Below are 22,887 nucleotides of genomic sequence, written 5' to 3' on the forward strand. Positions count from 1 at the left end.
TAGCGAAACTAATTACGGATTATTCACGATCATTTAGATCGGTCAACCGATCAATTAACCTTAACTGATCGGCATTAAGCATTTTGCTGGCTTTTTGTGTTTTATAGCGCTTAGCGTTAAACTAGCGTTTTTATTATTAGAGAATTTTTTTGTGGTTACCTCATCTCCTTTTAAAATATCTTTTTTGGGTCCTCGTTACTGGTTAACTTGGGTGGGTGTTTTCTTTTTATATTTAATTTCGTGGCTACCACAAAAGCTACAACTAGCAATGGGCAAGCAGCTTGGCCGATTAGTGCATAAATATATGAAGCGACGCCGCCATATTGCTGAGGTAAATATAAGACACTGCTTCCCAGATATGAGCGAAGCAGACCAACAAGCATTAGTATTAAAAAACATGGAAAATACCGGAATGGCCATGGTCGAAACCGGTATGGCATGGTGGTGGCCAAAGTGGCGAGTACAAAAAGCTTACGGTTCAATTAAAGGGCTTGAGCACTTTGAGCGTATTCAAGCGTCGGGCAAAGGCGTGTTAATGCTAGTTCCGCATATTTTGCATCTTGAAATGGCGAGCCGTGTAATGGGATTAAAATACCAAGGCTTAGGTTTTTATCGCCCGCACAACAATCCGCTTATGGAATACTTTACTACCAATGGCCGCTTGCGCTCTAACGAATATTTAATTGGCCGAAAAGACGTAAAAGGTTTATTAAAAGCACTTAAAAACAAAAAAATATGTTACTACTTACCTGATCAAGATTATGGTCGTAAGCATTGTGAATTTGTGCCATTTTTTGCCGTACCAGACACAGCAACAACCACAGGAACGCTAATGTTTGCAGCCAGTAAACACTGTGAAACAGTTAGTTTAGTTAGCCGTCGCGACGAACACGGTAAATACCACTTAGAAGTATTACCTGAACTTGAAAACTTCCCCAGTGGCGACAAGAAAGCCGATGTCACTCGTGTTAACCAACGCATAGAGCAAGCAATTAATGCCGCTCCTGAGCAATATATGTGGCTACACCGCCGTTTTAAAACACGCCCCGATGAAAATAGCACTTCTTTTTATTAAAAGTAATGGTATAACAATAGATAATAAAAATAAAAATGAGTACCAACTATGTGGTTCTGGATTAAACATTTATCACTGGCTGCGGGGCTAATAATTCTCGCAGTCTACTTTTTATTAGGTGATGGTCCAGTATTTGATTTTAAAGAATCAAACAATGCAGCGGCGCAAGGATTAAGTCGGTTTTACTCTTCAATTCGTAATAAAGTGAGCGACGAGCAAGGTAAGTTTGTATTGCAGCTTAAAAAGCCAGAACAAACTCTTGAGCGTGTTTTAGCTGAGCGCATGCGTATTATTGAACCGATTCCAAAAACCTGGACAGGTAAAATTGAGCCTCGACGCTTTGAAAACGGGTCAACACTAAAGAAGGCGTTATCGCAATATGCCAGTAATGAAGGCATAGAGTTATATTGGTATTTAAGTAAAGATTACGTCGTTAAAGATCATTTTAGAGTCGATAGCAATTTCACTTCTACCTTGTATCAAGTAGGGCGTGCAATTAACGACGACTTTGAAAACGAAGTATACACTTACTTATGTCATAAACAGCGCGCGGCCGTAATTACTGAACTACCTTCTGAATTTGTTCGCACTAACTGCTTACAACTTAAAACTTGAACTTAATAATTAGCACTTTGATACTCATCTGAGTATCAAAGTGACGCGCGCTTAACCAAAGTTCAAGTTAACTTAATTCAAACACAGTTTGCCAGATTGCAGTTACATTTTTAATGTCATCACTAAATTGTGCACGCTCTGCGCGGCGCCCTTGCTGATCTAAACTCAACACATGATAGCGCGAACGGTAATTAATATACGCCTGAATTAATTGCTGCTTTTGCGCCTTGGTAATGCAGCCAAGCTTTGCAGCATCAGTTAAAATTCTGACGTTATCGGAATACACACATAGCTCTTCAAATTGTTGCGCATAATTTAGCACTAAGTACTGAGTAATAAATTCAATATCTGTCATTGCGCCAACATCTTGCTTTAAATCAAATTGCTGCTCATTTCCTGTTGCTAAATGTTCACGCATTTTTTCACGCATTTTTATTACATCGTCTTTGAGCACTTTTTTATCGCGCGGCTGACACAGTATATTTTTACGAATTTGCGCAAAACGCTCAACAAATTCAGCTTGCCCTAAAATCAGCCTAGCTCGCACTAGCGCTTGATGCTCCCACGTCCATGCCTGTGTTTGTTGGTAATGATTAAAGCTCTCTAGGTTAATTGCCAGCAACCCCGATGCGCCTTCAGGGCGTAGTCGTGTATCAAGCTCATATAAAATCCCCGAAGCGGTTCGGGTATTAAATAAATGCATTAAACGTTGCGCCAATTTTAAATAAAATTGCCTTGAATCTATTGGCTTTACACCATTAGTTTGGCTGCTGCCATCGTGGTTATGTACAAAGACTAAATCTAAATCAGAGTCATAACCCACTTCAAAGCCACCGGTTTTACCATAGGCAATAACCGCAAAACCTTTGCTTTCGTCGTTAGTACTAGGTGGCATACCAAAGCGTTTTACACAATTGTGCCATGCAATATTAACGGCCTGATCGACAATAGCCTCCGCCAGTGCCGTTAAATGATCGCTCACCTTCATTACATCCATAACATCGGTGGCATCGGCAGCGGCAATTCGTAACTGATGCGTTTGTTTAAACTGTCGTAACGCCTCCATTTGCATTTCTAAGTCGTCGGGTTCAATACGTAAAAAATATTGCCTAATTTCGTCTTTATAGGCGCTTAAAGGTGTTGGCTTATAAAGTACTGCGGGGTCTATTAGCTCATCAAGCAAAATAGGGTAAAGCGAAATATGCTCACCTATCCATTTACTATAACAACACAATAATACTAACTGCTTTAAGGCACCTGGGTTTTCGTATAACAGCTCTAAATAGGCGGTACGCGAAATTATTTTATTGAGTATTTGGCAAATAACATTAAATGTTTCGGCAGTGGCATTAAAGTCGTTCATTTGTTTGAGTAAAACCGGCATTAATTTATCAAGAATATTACGCCCTCGATTACCCACTTTTGCTTTAGATATACGTTGTTTAAAGTCGTGTAGTGGTGTTTGCCAATCTTCCCTGGGATCATTTAAAAAACTCACATCACCATGATCCCAAGTACTAATAAATGCGCCTTCGCAAGTATCTAGCGGCTCGGTTTCCTCCCCTATTACATGATTAAACTCATTATGAATTTGCCCCATTACATGCTCTAAATAGCTTAACGTAGCGCTAAAGTCGGGCTGATTGAGTAAATAGTTTAAACGTTGCTGATTTAGCTCCTCATCCGGGAGGGTTTGCGTTTGTTGGTCATCAAATATTTGTAGGTACTGCTCTACTTTACGCAGGTATAAGTAGTTTTTTTGCAGATCTTTTGCTTCAAGCTCATCAATTACTTGGCTTAAGCTAAGCTCTTTAAGGGCGTGTAATAATGATTGAGTTTGCAAATTAGCCTCTCGCCCACCACGTACCATTTGTAGTGCTTGTACAATAAATTCAACTTCTCGTATTCCGCCTGCGCCTAGTTTTATATTGTTGGTTAGGCGCTTACGACGTACTTCTTGAGCAATCATCAACTTCATTTTTCGCAGCGACTCAATCACCGAAAAGTCAATATAGCGTCTATATACAAACGGCTTTAATAGCTGGTTAAACTCGCTAAAATAAATGTTAGGCGTGCCAATTAAGCGCCCTTTTAACATGGCATAACGTTCCCAATCACGGCCTTGCTCTTGGTAATAATCTTCAATTGCATTAAAGCTCATAACTAACGGGCCACTTTCACCAAAAGGTCGCAGTCGCATATCTACTCTAAATACTTGGCCGTCAACGGTCACTTGATTAAGTGCGGTTATTAACTTTTGCGCCACTTTGGTATAAAACACTTGGGCTTCGAGCGAGCGACGCCCGCCTTGGGTTTTAATATTGCGAGGATAGGCAAAAATAAGATCTATATCTGATGAGTAATTTAGCTCTTGTCCGCCAAGCTTACCCATTCCTAACACCATTAAAGGCAATGGCTGACCTTGTTCATTTAAAGGCTCACCATTGGTTTTTGCCACCTGTGTATAAGCCCACTGATTTGCACTTTCTATTAGGTTATCTGCTAATTGGCTTACATACTTGATACTGTCGGCAATTGGGTTGTCGCAACATAAATCTAAAAAAGCCACTTTAAGCCAGTACTTTTCTCGGTATTGCCGCAGTAATTTATGGCAATCGCGCTCATCAATATTATTTAGGTCTAAGTCAATAAAAGGAGCTGCAATCACCCTATTTTTAATTTCGGTGTTACATAATAACCAGTTTTTTAGCTCAGGTTGCGATGTTAAACAGCGCCATGCAAAGTCACTCAAGGCTAATAACCGTACCAGCGCTAATTCTTGCTTTTGTTGTGGATAAAGCTGTTCGAAGCGTGTTTCGCCAAGTTTTTGTAATTGAATGGGAAGTTGCTTTACGTTACTCATCAATACTCTCTTTTATATCATCAATAACCGTACTAGAATGATTAAAAACCTATTAAGGTAAATACTACTTAGGAAAACCATGTCATATTTGTCATTATCTAACACTAGTTTACTTGCGATTGCTATTAGTTTTATTGTTATTTGCGTGATCATAATGAGCTTAAGAATAACCACTCAACTAAAAGCAAAACAAGCGCTTAAAGATGAGTTAGCGCAGCATGATAACTTTGCAATGGGGATTAGTTTTGCCTCAGAAATATCGGTGGTGATTGCCTCAGTAGCATTTTTATTTGATGAAATAAGCATAAGCACAGCGCAATCGAACCCATTAAAAGTGATCTTTTTAATCGTTTTATTATTTTTATTTATTAAAGTAGGTCACTTAATTCATCGCAAATGGATTTTGCATCGCTTTAATGAAGAAGCCGCTATTTTAAAACAAAATGTCTGCGCCGCACTAGTCGACTCAGGTATGTTAATTGCAAACTGTATTATTACTTTAGGGCTTTACACTTGGACTCACACTCAAGGTTTTAGCAGTTTACTCATTGCCTTTGTAAGTTTTTTTGTACTACAAGGTATGTTTGCTTTTGATAGTAAAATACGTGAATACCACTTTGCCAAAGCTAACCAAGGCGCATCGCTACAAAGTAACTTTGGCCTTGAAAATACCTCTATTGGTATTCGTTACGCGGGTAAATCAATTGGTTTATCGCTGGCCGCGTATGCTGGTTTGTCCAGCGCAGCGTTTCAAAATGGTAAGATGGTCGAAAATTTATTTACACTCGTGATGCATTGCGGTGTAATGTGGGTGCTACTTTACAGTTTAACTTATGTAATAAAAAAGATTTCGTTACCAAATATCGATACTTCGCTGGAAATTGATCATCAAGATAATATTGGTATTGCTTGTATCGAATTTGCGGTTTTTTGTGCTGTAGGTTATTTGCTTATTAGTATGTTTTCAATTTAACACCAAGCTGATTAAATATAATATTTAATCAGCTTGTGAACACTTTGCTTAAGTGTAATGGGGCCTTATGCTATTTGATGTAACCAATTATCTGTTAGTTGATATAGATAATGAGTTTAGCAGAGCATTTGCTGAGTACTCTTTTAATCATGCTCAGAGCCAATCACCCAGCGGGTTAATAGCAGCTGGTAGCCACACCCGGCAGTTAGTAAAAATGATGTTTGATGAACTTATAAAAGATTACTGCTATTGCGACTTTGAAAATGAAATTAGTGTATCAGAGCTCGCTACCTACTTGCATGATCATCATAAAATTAAAGGCGTATTATTTAACCGTGTTGATTACTTACTTGGCGATGATAAACAGCGCTTTATTTATAACTCACTACACAAAAGTCGCTTTTTAGTTAGCCAAGACGAAAATGGCTTTTCGTTTAGCCCAGTAACAGACCCAGGGCATTCAAATCACTTATCGTGCCATACCGATATAGCACAAGCGTCACTAAACCTAATAGAGACTGATGAGCAATTTAATAAAAATAAATAATTGCACCTAGCTCACAGCTTACTTACCATAGCGGCATATAACTTTTATGCACTAACCAATAAGTGACACCACATGCGAGTTCCTCATATTTATCAGGCATCGAGTATTGCCTTAAACACTCCCGTTACATTAGATGACGACGCTGCAGGGCATATTGGCCGAGTATTGCGAATGAAAGTAGGCGAGCACGTGTCTATTTTTAATGGTGAAGGCGGTGAATACCTTAGTGAAATTATTGAGGTGACTAAAAAAAATGTCGTGGTTATGCCACAACAGCTAAATACTCATGATGTAGAGTCGCCCTTAAAAATTCACTTAGGCCAATGCGTATCGCGTGGCGATAAAATGGATTTTACCATTCAAAAATCGGTGGAACTGGGTATTACCGAAATCACCCCTATTTTTAGTCAGCGTTGCGGCGTTAAATTGATGGGCGATCGACTTGATAAAAAACACCAACAATGGCAAAAAATAGCCATAGCCGCCGCAGAGCAATCTGGGCGTAATTTTGTACCTGTTGTTCATCCGCCGGTAGATCTAAAGCAATGGCTTGCACAGCAAAGTGCAGCAATTAAGCTCACTTTGCATCCACGTGCCGAGCACAGTATCAAAACAATTACCGTCCCAAAAGATGGCGTACGCTTTTTAGTTGGCCCTGAAGGCGGCTTTACTGATGAGGAAATGGCGCAAACAAAGCAACAAAACTTTGTAGATATTCGCTTAGGCCCGCGCGTATTACGCACCGAAACAGCAGCATTAACTGTTTTAAGTGCATTACAGCTGCAGTTTGGCGACTTAGCTAATTGAAATAACTAAAAGTACCCACATATATATATTAATATTCATATTAAGGCACAGCGCATGGCAATTAAGTTAGGCATTATTTCAGATCCTATTAGCGGATTTAATATTAAAAAAGACACTGGTTTTGCAATGATGATGCAAGCGCAAGCACGTGGCTATGAAATTTACTATATGGAAATGGATGATCTTTCACTACGCCAAGGTCAGGCATATGCTACAGCTGCAAAAGCACAGGTTTTTGACGATCCAAACAATTGGTACCAGCTTGAGCAAAAAACCACTATTGCACTTGGCGATTTAGACGTTATTTTAATGCGTAAAGATCCCCCTTTTGATACCGAATACATATACGCAACGTATATTTTAGAGCGTGCCGAACAAGCAGGTACACTCATAGTTAACAAGCCACAAAGCCTGCGCGACGCAAACGAAAAGCTGTTTACAGCTTGGTTTAGCGAACACACGCCCGACACTTTAGTAACGCGCAGCCAAAAGCAAATTCGTGAGTTTTTAGCGCAGCATAAAGACATTATTTTAAAACCGCTTGATGGCATGGGTGGCGCGTCGATTTTTAGAGTTAAAGCAGACGATGCTAACATTGGTGTAATTTGTGAAACATTAACCGAGCACGGCAGTCGCTTTGCCATGGTACAAAATTATGTTCCAGAGATCACTCAAGGCGATAAGCGCGTATTGGTTGTTGATGGCGAAGTAATTCCATATTGCTTGGCGCGTATTCCACAAAACGGAGAAACACGCGGTAACTTAGCCGTAGGTGGACGCGGCGAAGCACGTCCTTTAAGTGAATCCGATTTAAAAATTGCACAAGCTGTGGCACCAACACTTAAAGAAAAAGGCCTAATTTTTGTCGGCTTAGATATTATTGGCGACAAATTAACCGAAATTAACGTAACCGCACCAACCTGTGTTAAAGAAATTGAAGCGGCGTACGATATTTCAATTACGGGTATTTTATTTGACGCAATTGAAAAACGACTCGCTAAATAAGTTAGCGTTATTGAAAGCGCTTTCATATTGTAAGGTTTAAGGTATTCATTATTTTTAAATCGTATGAAAGTGCTTATTTTGTTTTAAAAACATGGGTATGTGCCATACTAAAAATTCATTAACTAAAAAGGGTGAAATCTATGCAGTCATTAGAAAATCATTTTTTAATCGCAATGCCGTCGATGCAAGACCCTTTTTTTAAACGTGCTGTTACCTATATTTGTGAGCACAATGAAGACGGGGCTATGGGCTTGGTAATCAACCAACCTATTAATATTACCGTAGGTGAGTTACTCGATAAAATAGAAATTGATAACGACAAAACTCAGCAAGCAGCGCAAGTTAGCGTATATGCTGGCGGGCCGGTTAAAACCGACCGTGGTTTTGTACTGCACTCTCCAAAGCATGGTTACTCTGCGAGCCAAACGCTCAGCAGTGATATCATGATCACCACCTCTAAAGATGTACTCGCTTCGTTAACCACAGCACAAGCACCTGAACAATTTATTATTACTTTGGGCTACTCTGGCTGGGAGCAAGGTCAATTAGAACAAGAGCTATTGGATAATAGCTGGCTGATAATTAAAGCTGATCCGAAAATTATTTTTGACACCCCCGTTGAAAAACGCTGGGAAAAAGCAGTTTCTATGCTGGGCTTTGATATAAGTCAACTCAGCCCTGAAGCTGGTCATGCTTAACAAGATAAACTTATGACAAAAAAAAACTTCAAGCCGCAAGGCCAGCGTACTGTAATGGGCTTTGACTTTGGCACCAAAAGTATTGGTATTGCTATAGGTCAAGAGCTCACTGGCAGCGCATCGAGCCTTAAAGCTGTAAAAGCACAAGATGGCATTCCTAATTGGGATGACATAGCAGTACAAGTAAACGAATGGCAACCCGATTTAATGGTGGTAGGTTTACCGCTAAATATGGATGGCACCGCCCAAGAGGTAACTTTTAAAGCTAAAAAGTTTGCTAATCGATTACACAATCACTATGCCATACCGGTAGAAACACAAGATGAGCGCTTAACCACCGCCGATGCTAAAGCGCGCTTGTTTGAGCAAGGCGGTTATAAAAACTTAGGCAAAGGCAAAGTAGATAACATGTCTGCGGTGATTATTTTAGAGAGCTTTTTTGAAACAAGTTACGGTGAGTAAAAATATTAGGTGTTAGGCTTTGAATATCAGAGCTTTTAAGCTGATACCCAAAGCCTTCTCTTTAACTTAACTAATATTGCCTTTATCATCAAGGCCATCAATAGTGACCCCTTGTAAAAAGCCCGCCCCTTGCTGCTCATTGTTGCGCAGCTTTATCATTAAGCGCAAATCGTTCGCCGAATCGGCATGGTGCAATGCATCTGCATAATTGATTCGTTGCTGTTTATACAACTCAAATAAGGCCTGATCAAAGGTCTGCATACCCATTTCTTTCGATTTAGCCATGGTTTCTTTAATACCGCCTATATCACCATTTTTAATTAGCTCTGCAACCATAGGTGAATTAAGTAATATTTCAATAGCAGCAACTCGACCTTGCCCGTCAGATGTGGGGATCAGCTGCTGGGCAATAATAGCGCGTAAATTTAATGCTAGATCGTACTTAAGCTTATCGTGCTTTTCTTTTGGCACTAAATGCATGATCCGATCTATCGCTTGGTTAGCGTTGTTTGCATGCAAGGTAGCCACACATAAGTGCCCTGTTTCTGCAAAGCTTAATGCATACTCCATGGTTTCTTGTGAGCGTATTTCGCCTATTAATATTACGTCGGGTGCTTGGCGTAACGAGCTTTTAAGCGCTGACTCAAAACTTTCGGTATCTAGCCCTACTTCGCGTTGAGTAATAATACTTTTACGGTGTTCGTGTACAAACTCAATCGGGTCTTCAATGGTTAATATATGTCCGCGCTGATTACGGTTTCTATAGCCAATAAGTGCAGCAAGTGAGGTTGACTTACCCGTACCGGTTCCCCCCACAAATAGCACTAAACCACGTTTCGACATAATCACATCGGTAAGTGTAGACGGCAGCCCAAGTTCGCCAATTTCAGGTATTTTAGTAACAATACGACGAATAACCATGCCCGCTTTATCGCGCTGCCAAAATGCCGAAACACGAAAACGACCTTCGTCAGTGGCAATCGCAAAGTTGCATTCTTTCGTTGTATGAAACTCGGCTTTTTGTTTTTCACTCATTGCCGATTCAACCAACTCAAGTGATTGCTCATCGCTGAGCGGCTCATCATCAAGCGGGGTTAATTCACCATTAATTTTAGCGCTGATAGGCAGTTGGCTTGAAACAAATAAATCAGAGCCTTTTTTATCTATCATTATTTGTAAAAAGTTATTTAAAGATAAAGCCATTAGTATTCCTTAACCACCGAACTGAGTTTTGTCTTGCGCTTTAGCTTGCGCTGCAATATTGGTAACAATGCCATGATTAACTAAGTTTGTTAAACATTGATCCATTGTTTGCATTCCATGCGAAGCGCCAGTTTGAATAGACGAGTACATTTGCGCCACTTTATCTTCACGAATTAAGTTACGAATAGCAGGTACTGCAAGCATAATTTCGTGAGCAGCTACTCGCCCACCGCCAATTTTTTTAAGCAGGGTTTGCGAAATTACCGCACGTAATGATTCCGAGAGCATAGAGCGGATCATAGCTTTTTCTTCACCTGGGAATACATCTATAATACGGTCAATGGTTTTAGGTGCAGAGGTGGTGTGCAAAGTGCCAAATACTAAGTGACCAGTTTCGGCTGCTGTCATTGCCAGGCGAATGGTTTCCAGATCACGTAATTCACCAACTAATATTACATCTGGATCTTCACGAAGTGCACTGCGTAGCGCATTTTTAAAGCTATGTGTGTCGCGATGTACTTCTCGCTGGTTAATCAGACTTAATTTGTTATCGTGGACAAACTCTATTGGATCTTCAATAGTGAGAATATGGTGATGTTTTGTTTGATTTATATAATCAACCATAGCCGCTAATGTTGTCGACTTACCTGACCCTGTAGGGCCAGTTACTAATACTAAGCCGCGAGGATTATCGGCAATGGTTTTAAAAATATCGGGAGCACCTAAATCATCTAGTGTGAGCACTTCACTGGGGATCGTACGAAATACAGCGGCTGGGCCACGATGAGTATTAAAGGCATTAACACGAAAACGTGCTAAATTAGGCACTTCAAATGAAAAATCCACTTCGAGATTTTGTTCGTAGTCCTTGCGCTGGTTATCGTTCATAATATCGTAAACTAGGTTGTTTACATCTTTGTCTCCTAGTGCTGGTATATTAATACGCCGCACATCGCCGTCTACGCGTATCATAGGTGAAACCCCTGATGATAAATGTAAATCGGATGCTTTGTGTTGCACACTAAACGCCAATAATTCGGTAATATCCATTTATGACTCCACAACTAACTGATAAATATATGGTTACAATAGCAGAACGACTCACATCCGCCTACGCTAGAATTGCAGTAGCGGCAAAAAACGCCCAACGAAATAGTAACGAAATAACCTTACTTGCAGTATCAAAAACCAAACCAAGTGCCGATATTATTGCTGCCTACAAGCATGGCCAACGCCAATTTGGTGAGTCTTATGTTCAAGAGGCTGTAGATAAAATAGCGCAACTACACGCATATAGCGATATCATTTGGCATTTCATTGGCCCTATTCAATCAAATAAAAGCGCATTAGTGGCCGCCAATTTTGCTTGGGTACAAAGTGTTGATCGGATTAAAATAGCGAAACGCTTAAACAGCCAACGACCAGCCGATAAAGCCGCGCTTAATGTACTTATTCAAGTAAATATTAGTAATGAAGAGGCTAAGTCGGGTTGCCAGCTTAATGAAGTAGCCGAACTGGCCAGTTTTATTAACCAATGTGAACAATTAACTTTACGCGGACTAATGGCTATTCCGGCTAAAAGCGATGATATTACAACGCAAACTCAATATTTTAAGCAATTACAAACTTGCTTTGATAAACTACAGACCCAATATCCTCAAGTAGATACTTTGTCGATGGGGATGAGCAATGATGTTGAAGCTGCAATTAGTGCAGGCTCAACCATGGTGAGGATCGGCACAGATATTTTTGGCACACGAACTTAAAAGGTGATAACAGATATATGTCAGATAAAACAATCGCATTTATAGGCACAGGTAATATGAGCTACGCTATTATTGGTGGCATGGTAAAAAATGGGTTTAATGCAAACAATATTATTGCCACAAACCGTAACCAAGAAAAGCTGGCCAAAGTGGCAGCCGATTTCAAGGTAAAAACCACCAGTGACAATAACGAAGCCCTGCGCGATGCTGACGTAATTGTACTTTCTGTTAAACCACAAATGATGGGCGATTTATGTAAATCGTTTCAAGAGTCGGGTGTCGACTTTAGCGATAAACTGTTTATTTCAGTAGCAGCTGGTTTAACCGTAAAACGTTTGCGCGAAATGCTTGGCCAAGACGTGAAAATGATACGTTGTATGCCTAATACACCTTCGCTACTTGGCCGTGGTGTATCCGGTTTATATGGCGCTGGCGAAACGCCAAGCGAGCACGAATTTGTACAACAAGTTTTTGAATGCACTGGCATTGTAGTGTGGGTTGAGCAAGAATCGCAAATTAACGATATTATTGCAGTTACAGGCTCATCGCCTGCTTATTTTTTCTTATTTATGGAAGCCATAGAAGAGAAAGCCAAAGCACTGGGCTTTAACGATGCAGATGCACGTCGCTTAGTACAACAAACAGCACTTGGCGCTGCCGAAATGGCGCTAAGCCAACCCGATATAACCATTTCGCAGTTACGCTCAAACGTAACATCTAAAGGTGGTACTACGCATGCAGCCGTTGAACATTTAAAAGATAAAGGCTTAACCCAAACCGTTGCCGATGCCATGGATGCGTGTATTACGCGTGCACAGCAAATGGAACAAGAACTTTAAGAAGGTTAAATTATGAATGCCATGCAATTTTTAATCAGTACCCTGTTTGATCTATTTTTAATGGTGGTATTACTGCGTTTTTGGCTACAGTGGGCAAAAGCCGACTTTTACAACCCAATGAGCCAATTTGTGGTTAAAGCCACCTCTTTCGCAGTAAAGCCACTGCGTAAAATTATTCCTGGGTTTGGAGGCCTTGATTTAGCCTCGCTATTGCTGGCATTTTTTGTTGCCGCAGCCAAAATAAGTGTGCTTATGTGGCTTATTTATAAGTCATGGGCTATACAACCTGTACTTATTCAAGCATTAATCACCGTACTAAAAGAAGGTTTAAACTTAGTTTTTTGGGTACTTATTATTCGCGCTATTCTAAGCTGGGTTAGCCAAGGCTACAACCCAATAGAAGCGGTATTCCACCAGCTGACTGAACCTATGTTAAAACCTATTCGTAAAATCCTACCATCGCTAGGTGGCTTAGATTTATCGGTTTTAGTGCTTATTATTGGTATTCAGTTTTTACAAATGCTGCTTATGGATCTGTTAGTTTAAGCGCTTATTTTAGCTAAAGAGGTCACAAGACCTCTTTTTTATGTTTTAGGAGTTAATTATGCAACGGTTAATTAAATTGTTTTTTATTACCTGTTTAGCTTTTACCTTTAATACCCACAGTGAGCAAGTTTCCGGCGCGCAGTACAAAGAGTTAGGTCAGTGGCAAGTACATTACATCGCTTTTCCTTCAACCTTTGTGCAACCTAAAATAGCCCAAGCTTATGGCCTTGAGCGTAGCGGCTACAAAGGGATTGTTAATATATCTATATTAGCTAATGATACCAATAACACGGCGCAAAAGGCCGTGCTAAAAGGCACAGCTAAAAATCTACTCGGCAATAAACAAACGCTTAACTTTAAAGAAGTAATTGAAGGCGATGCAATTTATTACCTTGCTCAAGTTAACTACACTAACGAAGAAGTTTTACGTTTTGAGATTGAAATACAGCAAGACTCACAATTTCAAAAATTACAGTTTCAGCAAAAATTTTACGTAGATTAAATAACTTATGATAAAAACTTTAGTACTTGCCACAGGCAACCCTGGCAAAGTAAATGAACTTGCAAACATGCTCAGCCCGCTCAATATTAATGTTGTGCCGCAAAGCGACTTTAACGTAGGTGAAGTGGCCGAAACCGGCACCACTTTTGTAGAAAATGCCATTATTAAAGCCCGCCATGCTGCCCTAATTACCGGTATGCCTGCTATTGCTGATGACTCGGGATTAGAAGTAGATGGTTTAAATGGTGCGCCAGGTGTGTACTCGGCGCGCTTTGCCGGTACAGGTGCAACCGATCAAGATAACATAGATAAGCTACTACTTGAGCTGGGTAATAACCCAATTAGAACCGCACGCTTTTGGTGTGTACTGGTATTAATGCGCCACGCTAATGACCCAACTCCGCTTATTTGTAGTGCCAGTTGGGAAGGTGAAATAACCCTAACCCAAAATGGCGAAGGCGGCTTTGGTTACGACCCGGTATTTTTTGTACCAACGCTTAATTGCACCAGTGCCGAGCTTACAAAAGAGCAAAAAAATGCCATTAGCCATCGCGGTCAAGCATTACAAAATTTACTACAGCAACTTAAGCTAAAAGGCGGCCTGTGAACCTACCACCACTAAGCTTATATGTGCACGTACCTTGGTGCGTGCAAAAATGCCCATATTGCGACTTTAATAGCCACGGACAAAAAGGTGAAATTCCTGAAGCTGAATATGTGCAGCATTTAATTGATGATTTAAAAGCCGACCTGCATTTGGTGCAAGGGCGTAAAATTCATAGTATTTTTATTGGTGGTGGCACACCTAGCTTATTAACTGGCGCAGCTTACACACGCCTACTTAGTGAGGTTAAAAGCCTTATTGGGCTTGAAGATAACTGCGAAATAACCCTTGAAGCAAACCCAGGCACCGTTGAAACTGGCCGCTTTAAAGATTATGTAAAAGCAGGTATTAACCGCATTTCTATTGGTGTGCAAAGCATGCAAAACGACAAGCTTAAAGCGCTTGGCCGTATTCATGGCAGCGACGAGGCAAACTACGCCGCAGAGCAAGCTAAAGAAGCGGGGTTAAATAGCTTTAATCTTGATTTAATGCATGGCTTACCTGGGCAAACTCTCGATGATGCACTGGGTGATTTAAAGCAAATCATTGCCCTTAACCCGCCGCATATTTCTTGGTATCAGCTTACTATTGAGCCCAATACACAATTTGCTTCTAAGCCGCCTACCCTGCCACAAGACGAAACCCTATGGGACATTCAAGAGCAAGGCCAAGAGTTACTTGCCCAAGCAGGTTACCTGCAATACGAAATATCAGGCTATGCAAAGCCCGGCTATCAATGCCAACACAACTTAAATTATTGGCGTTTTGGCGATTATATCGGTATTGGTTGTGGCGCGCATGGTAAGGTAACTGATGCAAATACAGGCATAATAACCCGCACCGAAAAAGTTAAGCACCCGCGTGGTTACATGGATCTGATCAAACCTTACTTGTTTAAAAGCTGGCAGGTTGAACAAGACGATTTAGCATTTGAGTTTTTTATGAATCGCTTTCGTCTAGTAGAGCCTTGCCCTATTAACGACTTTAATGCGCTTACACAGCAGCCATTACAAAGCCAACAACACGCGCTACAACAGGCAATTAAAACGGGCTTATTAATACAAACCGATAGCCATTGGCAAGTAACACTGAAAGGTCAGCGCTTTTTAAATGATCTGCTAGAGTTATTTGTTTAACTCTAGGCTCTAGGCTCTAGGCTCTAGGCTCTAGGCTCTACAAAATTATAATAATAAATTTCTAACATCAAGAGGATAAATAATGCGTAAATTTACTTTTATTGCAGCTGCAGTAAGCGTTGCACTACTTGCTGGTTGCCAGCAAGCTACACAACAAGTAACAGCAGCACCTGCGGTACAGGCACAACCAGTACAAAGCGAAATAAACAAAGCAAATACATTTTTTGAAGATACCTTTACTCGTGACGTAATGAGCAGCCCTGTGTATCAAACTTACATGGGTATTAAGCAAGATTACGACAAGTGGGACGATGGTAGCGAAGCTAAAAAATTAAAAGATTTTGCACAAACCAAAGCTGATTTAGTAACGCTTAATAGCATTAATCGTGCTCAGCTTGATGATGCAACTAAAGTAAGTTACGACTTAAAAAAGCAAGATCTTGAAAACTCAATTGCTGACTTCAAATGGCGTTACCACAGTTACCCGGTAAACCAAATGTACGGCACTCACTCTATGATCGCGGCATTTTTAATTAACCAGCATCAAGTAAGTGATGTAAAAGACGCTAAAGCGTATATATCTCGCTTAAACGGTGTGCCAGCAGTATTTGATCAGTTAATTACTGATTTAGAAGTACGTGCTGAAAAAGGCATTATTGCCCCTAAGTTTGTATTCCCGCATGTTATCGACTCAAGTAAAAATATTATAAAAGGCGCTCCATTTGAGCAAGGCGACGACTCTACATTGCTTAGCGACTTTAAACGCAAAGTTAATAAACTAGAAATCAGTCAAAGCGAAAAAGACAGCTTAACAGCTGATGCAGTAGATGCTTTAAAGTCGGCGGTTAAACCTGCTTACTCTAAACTGATTAATTATATAGCCCAACTTGAAAAGCGCGCAGATAACCGCGACGGTGCATGGAAATTTCCTGATGGCGAAGCGTTTTATAACAATGCGTTAAAGCGTACCACCACCACAGACCTAACAGCAAAAGAAATACACGCTATTGGCCTTGCTGAAGTAGCTCGTATTCATGACGAAATGCGCGCCATTAAAGATAAAGTAGGTTTTAAAGGCGATTTAGCCGCTTTCATGCAGTTTATGAAAACCGACAAGCAGTTTTATTTACCAAATACTGATGCCGCTAAAGAGCAATATATTAGCCAAGCAACCGACCTAATTAATAATATGAAGTCGCGTCTTGATGAGTTATTTATTGTAAAACCAAAAGCCGATATGATAGTAAAACGCGTTGAGGCATTTCGTGAAAAAGCAGCTGGCAAAGCGTTTTATCAACAACCGGCACCAGATGGCTCTCGCCCAGGTGTTTACTACGCTAACCTTTACGACATGGAAGCTATGCCTACTTACCAAATGGAAGCACTAGCCTATCATGAAGGCATTCCGGGACATCATATGCAAATTGCTATTTCGCAAGAGCTAGAAGGCGTGCCTAAGTTTCGTAAATTTGGTGGCTACACTGCTTATATTGAAGGTTGGGGTTTATACTCTGAGCTAGTACCAAAAGAAATGGGCTTATACGAAGACCCATATTCTGACTTTGGTCGCCTTTCGATGGAATTATGGCGCGCAGCACGTTTAGTGGTTGATACAGGTATTCACGCTATGCAGTGGAACCGCCAACAAGGTATTGATTACTACGTAAATAACACACCTAATGCGACCTCTGACGGGGTTAAAATGGTTGAGCGTCACATTGTAATGCCATCGCAAGCAACTGCTTATAAAGTGGGTATGCTGAAGATTTTAGAACTACGTGAAAATGCAAAGCAGCAACTAGGTGATAAGTTTGATATTCGCCAGTTCCACGACGTAGTGCTTAAAAATGGACCTGTACCACTTAACGTACTAGAAAACTTTGTTAATCAGTGGATAGCAAGTAAACAAGCTTAACTTGTAATAACTCAGTAACAATATAGAAGGTCGCTTATGCGGCCTTTTTTTGTTTTATAAGCCAATTGTTTAAGCTAGAGTAGGTAACCTGAGCTCCGGATAATAAAATTAAATATAACTATGATTCAATACATTAGTAAATCTCTTAACCAGTGTTCTGGCTAGGTAATAATAAACTAAGGAGATAAGCCATGGAATTATGCATACAATTACTTAACGCACGCCTTGCTAAGTATCAACTCGACGAGCTTGATAACGACTTTAAGCAGTTAACCCCTGCTCAGCAAGCAAGCCAATTAATGCACTTGTATCAAAGCGCGCAGCGAATGAGTGTTAAATATAACTTTATGCAAAATGTGGCAATCCGTATTTTAACCAATAACCCTTTACCAACATCGTTTATTAGCCAACTAAGCACCCTAGACGCATTAAGCTTTTTTACACCTGCACTTAAAGTTAACAAGGGTTTTTTGGCGCAAAATGAGGCCGGTAACACTGTGTTGCATACTGTATTTAAACACCCTGATGCAGATAATTTACCATTTAACTATGTACGTTCGTTAATGTTATTTGAATCTAACGATGACTTACTAAAAGCGCTGGCACAGCCTAACCTGCAAGGGTTAACGCCAGTTGCCTGTTATATTGCTTATGCAAATAAACCGACTACGCCAATAAAGCATGAGTTCTCGGCGCTACTCGCATTAATGGAAATGGAGCAAAAGCAAAATGCACAAGCAAAACAGCAATTATTAAATGTATTACAAAGCAATACGGTAAACGAAACCACGCTTTTATTAAGCGCTGCCTATTTACAGCGCTCAATAACTCAAGTGATTAATTTACTTAGTCAGAAAGATAATATTCAACACTCGTAACCACGCGAATATTTTTGATTTGCGGCGTATTAGAGTCACGATCACTAATGCTAAATTGCCCTTGGCGAGCCGTTTTTATTTTACCTAATTTTGAATTTGAGTCTTTGGCAAATTTAGTCGCAACTTCACGGGCTTTTTCGGTGGCCTCTTGTACCATTGCTGGTTTAATGTCGTTTAAACCAGTGAACATATACTCCACACGGGTTTCGTAGTTATCTTGCACTATGGCAATATTTTGCTTAGCCAGCTGACTTACCTTGCTCAGGGCATTTTTTACTTTGTCGGGCGCATTTGAATAAACAATAATATTAGAGCGCACTATATATCTAAATTGTTGATTTTCGCTGCCGTATTCGCGAGCTTGTTTATCTATAATTGATTGGCTGCCAGTGCTAATTTCTTCATCATCAAAGCCGTGTAACTTTAAAAATGCAATTACTGCATCGTTTTTGCCCTCAACTCTACTCACTAACGCTTCTAAGTTATTGTCGGCATCACTAAATTGCAGTGGCCAGATCACAGTATCGGCCAGCACTTCTTGCTCAGCCAATCCTTTTACTTGTACGGTACGTTCCATACCTTTGATATCAAGCGCAGCACCTTTTAAAATAAATCCTAAGCTAATTAGGCCTATACTTAAACAAATAGCCGCAATAACAATATTAAAGTTAGATACTTTATTCATTAAAACTCCCTTGTTAAGCGCCTAAAACAACCCTAAACGCTCGAAAATATAATATAAACAGAGTACATTGTGAAATAATAGATAGCAAAGATTAATCAGCATAGGAAAAGCCATGAGTCTCAAGCGGATCAGTCAGTTTTTTAACCCAAGCTCGGTAGCCGTTATTGGTGCATCTAACACGCCAACCCGCGCTGGTTATGTAGTTATGCGCAACTTATTGCAAAGTGGTTTTAAAGGGCCAATTATGCCAGTAACGCCAAACCACACTGCGGTGCATGGTGTACTGGCATACCCTAGTATTGATGCTTTGCCAAAAGTACCTGACCTCGCGGTTATTTGTACTAATAAAAACACTTTAGATCTTATTATTGAGCAACTTGGAAAGCTGGGCTGTCATAATGCCATCATCATTGCTGACGGCTTAAGTAACGCACAAAAACAAACTTTAAAAGAGTGCGCACGTAGCCATCAAGTTACGCTGTTGGGCCCAAATTCTTTAGGGTTATTAATTCCTCATATTGGCCTAAATGCCAGCTTTTCACATACCGTAGCGAGCCCTGGCAAACTCGCTTTTGTTTCACAATCGGCGGCAGTGTGCTCAACCATTTTAGATTGGGCAAAAAATAAAGAAATTGGCTTTTCTTACTTTGTGTCAATGGGCGATTGTCTGGATATTAAATTTACTGAATTGCTCGACTTTTTAGGTCGCGATGCTAAAACTACGGCTATTTTGCTCTACATAGATAACATTGAGGACAGTCGCAGCTTTATTTCAGCCGCTCGAGCGGCTGCTTTTAGCAAACCCGTAATTGTAATTAAAACGGGCAGGACCCATGCGGGCGCTATTGCCGCTGAAGCTCAATCGGGAATAGCGCATAGCTCAGATGCGGTATACGATGCTCTATTTCAGCGCGCGGGTATGTTAAGAGTAAACGATTTACGCGAGCTATTTGCTGCAACGCAAACATTAGCCATGCACCCAAAATTATTAAAAGTAGAGCAGCTCACTATTTTAACCAATGGTGGCGGCCCTGGCGTAATGGCAGTAGATGAGCTAATACAAAGTTCAGGTAAATTAACGCAATTGAGTGAAGAGACATGTGATGCACTCAATAAAGTAATTCCTCGCTCAGAGAAGGCCTCAAACCCGGTGGATATTTTTGGTGACTCAGCCCCGAGCCGCTATAAGCAGGCGTTAGAAATTCTACTTAAAGCTCCTGAAGTAAAAAACTTACTGATTATTCACACTCCATCTGCGCTAGCACCTAGCGAAGACTATGCAAATATTATTGTTAAAACCTTACAAGCACTCCCAAAAATGGCGCGCCCGTATGTTATTACTAACTTTACCGGTGAAGATGCCGCCTATGCTGCTAGGCGTGTTTGCGCTAATAACGCGATCCCAACTTATCGTACTCCCGAGGGCGCTGTTGGGGCCTTTATGCACTTAGTTAGTTATCGACGCAATCAAAAGCATTTAACCCAAACACCTGAGTCGAATACCGTAGATACAAAAATTAATAAGTCGGCAGCTAAAGCCTTAGTAAATGAATTTTTAGAAGAAGGACAAAGTTATTTACCGACCCATCAAGCGAGCCAAATTTTAAGTCATTACGGTATTGAGTGTATTCAAACCGAAGTGGCTTACACGCCAACAGAAGCAAAAGAGCAAGCCATTGAGTTAGGGTTTCCGGTGGCGCTAAAATTAATTAGCCCAAGCATTCCTTCAAAATCTGAAGTGGGTGGCGTAGTGCTTAACTTAAATGACGCCCAAGAAGTAGAGCAAACTGCCTTTTCGATGTTATTAAGAATAAAGAACACTTATCCCGATGCCATTATTGATGGTTTTTCGCTACAAAAAATGGCGCCGCGTGCCGGAGCCAACGAGCTGCGAATAGCAATAAAAACCGAGCCTAATTTTGGTCCCGTTATTTTACTAGGAGAAGCAGGCACCGGCCTTGAATACGCACAAGCAGCAGTAGCTTTGCCCCCGCTAAATATGAACCTAGCAAAATACTTAATTGCCGCGGCGCACGATAAAGGCGTACTAAAGGATCGTATTCTACCTGAAAAAGTAGATAAATATCGGCTCTGCGCACTGCTTACTCGCATCTCGCAGTTAGTAATTGATCAGCCCGACATTAGTTCCTTAGAGCTCAACCCTATATTAGCCAGTAATGGGCAATTTTTAGTGCTGGACGCCACCATGACCATTAACCGCTATCGAGTGCAAACGCATCGTAAACGTTTATCTATTCGCCCCTACCCGATTGAATTGGTAGAGGCCGTAACGTTAAAAAATAATACCCAAGCGACGCTGCGCCCAATTAAACCAGAAGATGAGCAAGCACATCAGCAGTTCGATCAGTCTTTAACTAAAGAGGATCGCTATAAACGATTTTTTGGGGAGTTAAGGCAGTTTAATCACGACCAACTCGCTAAAATGACGCAAATAGATTACGACCGTGAAATGGCCTTTATTGTATCTCAAACATATCAAGGGCAGCCTCGCACTCTTGGCGTATCGCGCGTTATTATGGATCCTGATAATTTACAGGCCGAATTTGCCGTTGTAGTGCGCTCAGACTGCCAAGGCCTTGGCCTAGGTCGTATATTAATGACAGCCGCAATTGAGCACTGTAAGCGCCAAGGAGTTAAATCTATTGAAGGGATTACTTTACCAGAGAATACCGGCATGATTGAGCTTGCGCGTAAATTGGGCTTTAAAATAAGCCGCGACTTTGAAGAAGGCAGTATAAATATGGTACTTAAACTATAAATGAACTATATACGAAAACTTAGACAAAAAATTGCGCACACTTTTGAAGCCTCTGGAGAGTATCAGCGCGCGGGGCACATACTTGATGTAATGCTGGTTTGTCTCATAATGGTCAACGTAGTTGCCATTGTACTTGAGTCTGTATCGAGTATTGCTAAGCAGTACCATGAAGAATTTTTCTTATTAGAAATTGTTTCCATAACTATATTTTCTATTGAATACATAATACGGCTTTGGACCTGTGTAGACAGAGTTAAATATGCAGCTATTGAGGGCTCAAATACCAAACGACGCTTGCACTATATTTTTTCGCCTTTAGCATTAATTGATTTAATTGCTATATTACCTAGCTTATTGATGTTTTTCTTTATGCTAGATTTGCGCTTTTTACGAGTTTTAAGGTTACTGCGAGTATTTAAGTTAACCCGTTATTCGCGTGCTATGCAGTTGCTGTTACAAGCATTTATTGATGAAGGCAGTACACTTTTAGCGGCATTTTTTATTATGGCCGTGGTGCTTATTTTAGCCTCTTGTGGTATTTACTTGCTTGAACACGATATACAGCCCGATAAATTTGGCTCTATCCCTGCGGCAATGTGGTGGGCTATGGCAACGCTAACTACCGTAGGTTACGGCGACGTAGTGCCCATAACACCTATTGGTAAACTATTTGGTGGGGTAATAACCCTAGTGAGTATGGGAATGGTTGCAGTGCCTACCGGTTTACTTGCATCGAGCTTTTCAGAGCAAGTACGCAAACGCCGTCAAGTATTCGAAAATGCAGTACATGAACAGATCACTAACGGCACTCTCAGCGAGGAGCACCTCAGTCACCTTGAAGATCTGCGTTACAAACTAGGGCTGAGTAAACTAGAGGCCAATAAAGCCATAAAAGTTCAGCTTAACGAGCGCAGCGAACACATGTTTTGTAGAAACTGTGGCAAGCGCCCATAAATAGGTTAAAAGTAGTTGTCAGCTTTTAGCTGGCA

Annotated in this window: 22 protein-coding genes; 18 read left to right on the plus strand and 4 right to left on the minus strand. The window is 40.7% G+C overall.

From position 1 onward, the window contains the following. Nucleotides 1–151: 151 nt before the first annotated feature. Both lpxL and AAEZ22_RS01070 read left to right on the plus strand, forming a co-directional pair. The gene (gene lpxL, locus AAEZ22_RS01065) at nucleotides 152–1,075 is read left to right on the plus strand and encodes an LpxL/LpxP family Kdo(2)-lipid IV(A) lauroyl/palmitoleoyl acyltransferase (protein ID WP_011329241.1); all 924 of its coding nucleotides are present in this window, start codon (nucleotides 152–154) and stop codon (nucleotides 1,073–1,075) included. 48 nt (nucleotides 1,076–1,123) lie between these two features. Then, entirely contained in the window at nucleotides 1,124–1,690 is a 567-nt protein-coding gene (locus AAEZ22_RS01070; RefSeq protein WP_179806956.1) for a toxin co-regulated pilus biosynthesis Q family protein, read from the plus strand. Nucleotides 1,691–1,757: 67 nt separating this feature from the next. Here AAEZ22_RS01070 and glnE read toward each other — a convergent pair whose 3' ends face one another. Beyond that, nucleotides 1,758–4,553, minus strand: a complete 2,796-nt coding sequence (glnE, locus tag AAEZ22_RS01075) for a bifunctional [glutamate--ammonia ligase]-adenylyl-L-tyrosine phosphorylase/[glutamate--ammonia-ligase] adenylyltransferase (RefSeq protein ID WP_011329243.1) — start codon at nucleotides 4,551–4,553, stop codon at nucleotides 1,758–1,760. Nucleotides 4,554–4,632: 79 nt separating this feature from the next. Between glnE and AAEZ22_RS01080 the strand changes: the two genes are divergently transcribed. The 6 genes from AAEZ22_RS01080 to ruvX all read left to right on the plus strand — a co-directional run bounded on the left by AAEZ22_RS01080 (nucleotide 4,633) and on the right by ruvX (nucleotide 9,045). Beyond that, nucleotides 4,633–5,526, plus strand: a complete 894-nt coding sequence (locus tag AAEZ22_RS01080) for a DUF350 domain-containing protein (RefSeq protein ID WP_011329244.1) — start codon at nucleotides 4,633–4,635, stop codon at nucleotides 5,524–5,526. Between the two features lie 67 nt (nucleotides 5,527–5,593). Next, nucleotides 5,594–6,073, plus strand: coding sequence for a hypothetical protein (locus tag AAEZ22_RS01085; RefSeq protein WP_089368757.1), 480 nt, complete (start codon nucleotides 5,594–5,596; stop codon nucleotides 6,071–6,073). Between the two features lie 72 nt (nucleotides 6,074–6,145). Further along, nucleotides 6,146–6,880: a 16S rRNA (uracil(1498)-N(3))-methyltransferase gene (gene rsmE / locus AAEZ22_RS01090; RefSeq protein ID WP_011329246.1), complete on the plus strand. Its 735-nt coding sequence runs from the start codon at nucleotides 6,146–6,148 to the stop codon at nucleotides 6,878–6,880. 54 nt (nucleotides 6,881–6,934) lie between these two features. After that, nucleotides 6,935–7,885, plus strand: coding sequence for a glutathione synthase (gshB, locus tag AAEZ22_RS01095; RefSeq protein WP_089368758.1), 951 nt, complete (start codon nucleotides 6,935–6,937; stop codon nucleotides 7,883–7,885). Nucleotides 7,886–8,025: 140 nt separating this feature from the next. Beyond that, nucleotides 8,026–8,583 carry a YqgE/AlgH family protein gene (locus AAEZ22_RS01100; protein ID WP_058374183.1) on the plus strand — a complete coding sequence of 186 codons (558 nt, stop codon included), beginning with the start codon at nucleotides 8,026–8,028 and terminating at the stop codon, nucleotides 8,581–8,583. 12 nt (nucleotides 8,584–8,595) lie between these two features. Further along, nucleotides 8,596–9,045, plus strand: a complete 450-nt coding sequence (gene ruvX / locus AAEZ22_RS01105; protein WP_011329249.1) for a Holliday junction resolvase RuvX — start codon at nucleotides 8,596–8,598, stop codon at nucleotides 9,043–9,045. Between the two features lie 66 nt (nucleotides 9,046–9,111). Here ruvX and AAEZ22_RS01110 read toward each other — a convergent pair whose 3' ends face one another. Together AAEZ22_RS01110 and AAEZ22_RS01115 are read right to left on the minus strand one after the other, a co-directional pair. Further along, a complete protein-coding gene (locus AAEZ22_RS01110; protein ID WP_011329250.1) occupies nucleotides 9,112–10,248 on the minus strand; it encodes a PilT/PilU family type 4a pilus ATPase in 1,137 nt (378 codons plus the stop codon). A 9-nt stretch (nucleotides 10,249–10,257) separates the two neighbouring features. Continuing rightward, a complete protein-coding gene (locus AAEZ22_RS01115) occupies nucleotides 10,258–11,298 on the minus strand; it encodes a type IV pilus twitching motility protein PilT (RefSeq protein WP_041454575.1) in 1,041 nt (346 codons plus the stop codon). A gap of 2 nt (nucleotides 11,299–11,300) precedes the next feature. Between AAEZ22_RS01115 and AAEZ22_RS01120 the strand changes: the two genes are divergently transcribed. From AAEZ22_RS01120 to AAEZ22_RS01155, 8 genes are all read left to right on the plus strand, one after another. Further along, nucleotides 11,301–12,014: a YggS family pyridoxal phosphate-dependent enzyme gene (locus AAEZ22_RS01120; RefSeq protein ID WP_011329252.1), complete on the plus strand. Its 714-nt coding sequence runs from the start codon at nucleotides 11,301–11,303 to the stop codon at nucleotides 12,012–12,014. A 17-nt stretch (nucleotides 12,015–12,031) separates the two neighbouring features. After that, nucleotides 12,032–12,853 carry a pyrroline-5-carboxylate reductase gene (gene proC, locus AAEZ22_RS01125; protein WP_011329253.1) on the plus strand — a complete coding sequence of 274 codons (822 nt, stop codon included), beginning with the start codon at nucleotides 12,032–12,034 and terminating at the stop codon, nucleotides 12,851–12,853. A 12-nt stretch (nucleotides 12,854–12,865) separates the two neighbouring features. After that, a complete protein-coding gene (locus AAEZ22_RS01130) occupies nucleotides 12,866–13,399 on the plus strand; it encodes a YggT family protein (protein ID WP_011329254.1) in 534 nt (177 codons plus the stop codon). 58 nt (nucleotides 13,400–13,457) lie between these two features. Next, nucleotides 13,458–13,901 (plus strand): DUF4426 domain-containing protein, encoded by a 444-nt coding sequence (locus AAEZ22_RS01135; protein WP_352295825.1) that lies wholly within the window; start codon nucleotides 13,458–13,460, stop codon nucleotides 13,899–13,901. 7 nt (nucleotides 13,902–13,908) lie between these two features. Beyond that, entirely contained in the window at nucleotides 13,909–14,508 is a 600-nt protein-coding gene (gene rdgB / locus AAEZ22_RS01140) for an RdgB/HAM1 family non-canonical purine NTP pyrophosphatase (RefSeq protein ID WP_352295828.1), read from the plus strand. Further along, nucleotides 14,505–15,641, plus strand: a complete 1,137-nt coding sequence (gene hemW / locus AAEZ22_RS01145) for a radical SAM family heme chaperone HemW (RefSeq protein ID WP_011329257.1) — start codon at nucleotides 14,505–14,507, stop codon at nucleotides 15,639–15,641. The genes rdgB and hemW overlap by 4 nt, the downstream gene beginning before the upstream one ends. Nucleotides 15,642–15,723: 82 nt before the next feature. Further along, complete coding sequence (locus tag AAEZ22_RS01150; RefSeq protein WP_011329258.1) at nucleotides 15,724–17,556, plus strand: DUF885 domain-containing protein; 1,833 nt, start codon at nucleotides 15,724–15,726, stop codon at nucleotides 17,554–17,556. A 191-nt stretch (nucleotides 17,557–17,747) separates the two neighbouring features. Next, nucleotides 17,748–18,434, plus strand: coding sequence for a hypothetical protein (locus tag AAEZ22_RS01155; RefSeq protein ID WP_306287735.1), 687 nt, complete (start codon nucleotides 17,748–17,750; stop codon nucleotides 18,432–18,434). Here the strand turns inward: AAEZ22_RS01155 and AAEZ22_RS01160 are convergent. Continuing rightward, the gene (locus tag AAEZ22_RS01160) at nucleotides 18,403–19,119 is read right to left on the minus strand and encodes an SIMPL domain-containing protein (RefSeq protein ID WP_011329260.1); all 717 of its coding nucleotides are present in this window, start codon (nucleotides 19,117–19,119) and stop codon (nucleotides 18,403–18,405) included. The genes AAEZ22_RS01155 and AAEZ22_RS01160 overlap by 32 nt on opposite strands. Nucleotides 19,120–19,231: 112 nt before the next feature. Between AAEZ22_RS01160 and AAEZ22_RS01165 the strand changes: the two genes are divergently transcribed. Beyond that, nucleotides 19,232–21,898 carry a bifunctional acetate--CoA ligase family protein/GNAT family N-acetyltransferase gene (locus AAEZ22_RS01165; RefSeq protein WP_011329261.1) on the plus strand — a complete coding sequence of 889 codons (2,667 nt, stop codon included), beginning with the start codon at nucleotides 19,232–19,234 and terminating at the stop codon, nucleotides 21,896–21,898. Continuing rightward, the gene (locus AAEZ22_RS01170) at nucleotides 21,899–22,852 is read left to right on the plus strand and encodes an ion transporter (RefSeq protein ID WP_011329262.1); all 954 of its coding nucleotides are present in this window, start codon (nucleotides 21,899–21,901) and stop codon (nucleotides 22,850–22,852) included. The last annotated feature ends 35 nt before the right edge of the window (nucleotides 22,853–22,887 follow it).

Origin of the sequence: Pseudoalteromonas sp. 20-MNA-CIBAN-0454 (assembly GCF_040308685.1) — a bacterium.
Taxonomy (GTDB): Bacteria; Pseudomonadota; Gammaproteobacteria; order Enterobacterales; family Alteromonadaceae; genus Pseudoalteromonas; species Pseudoalteromonas nigrifaciens.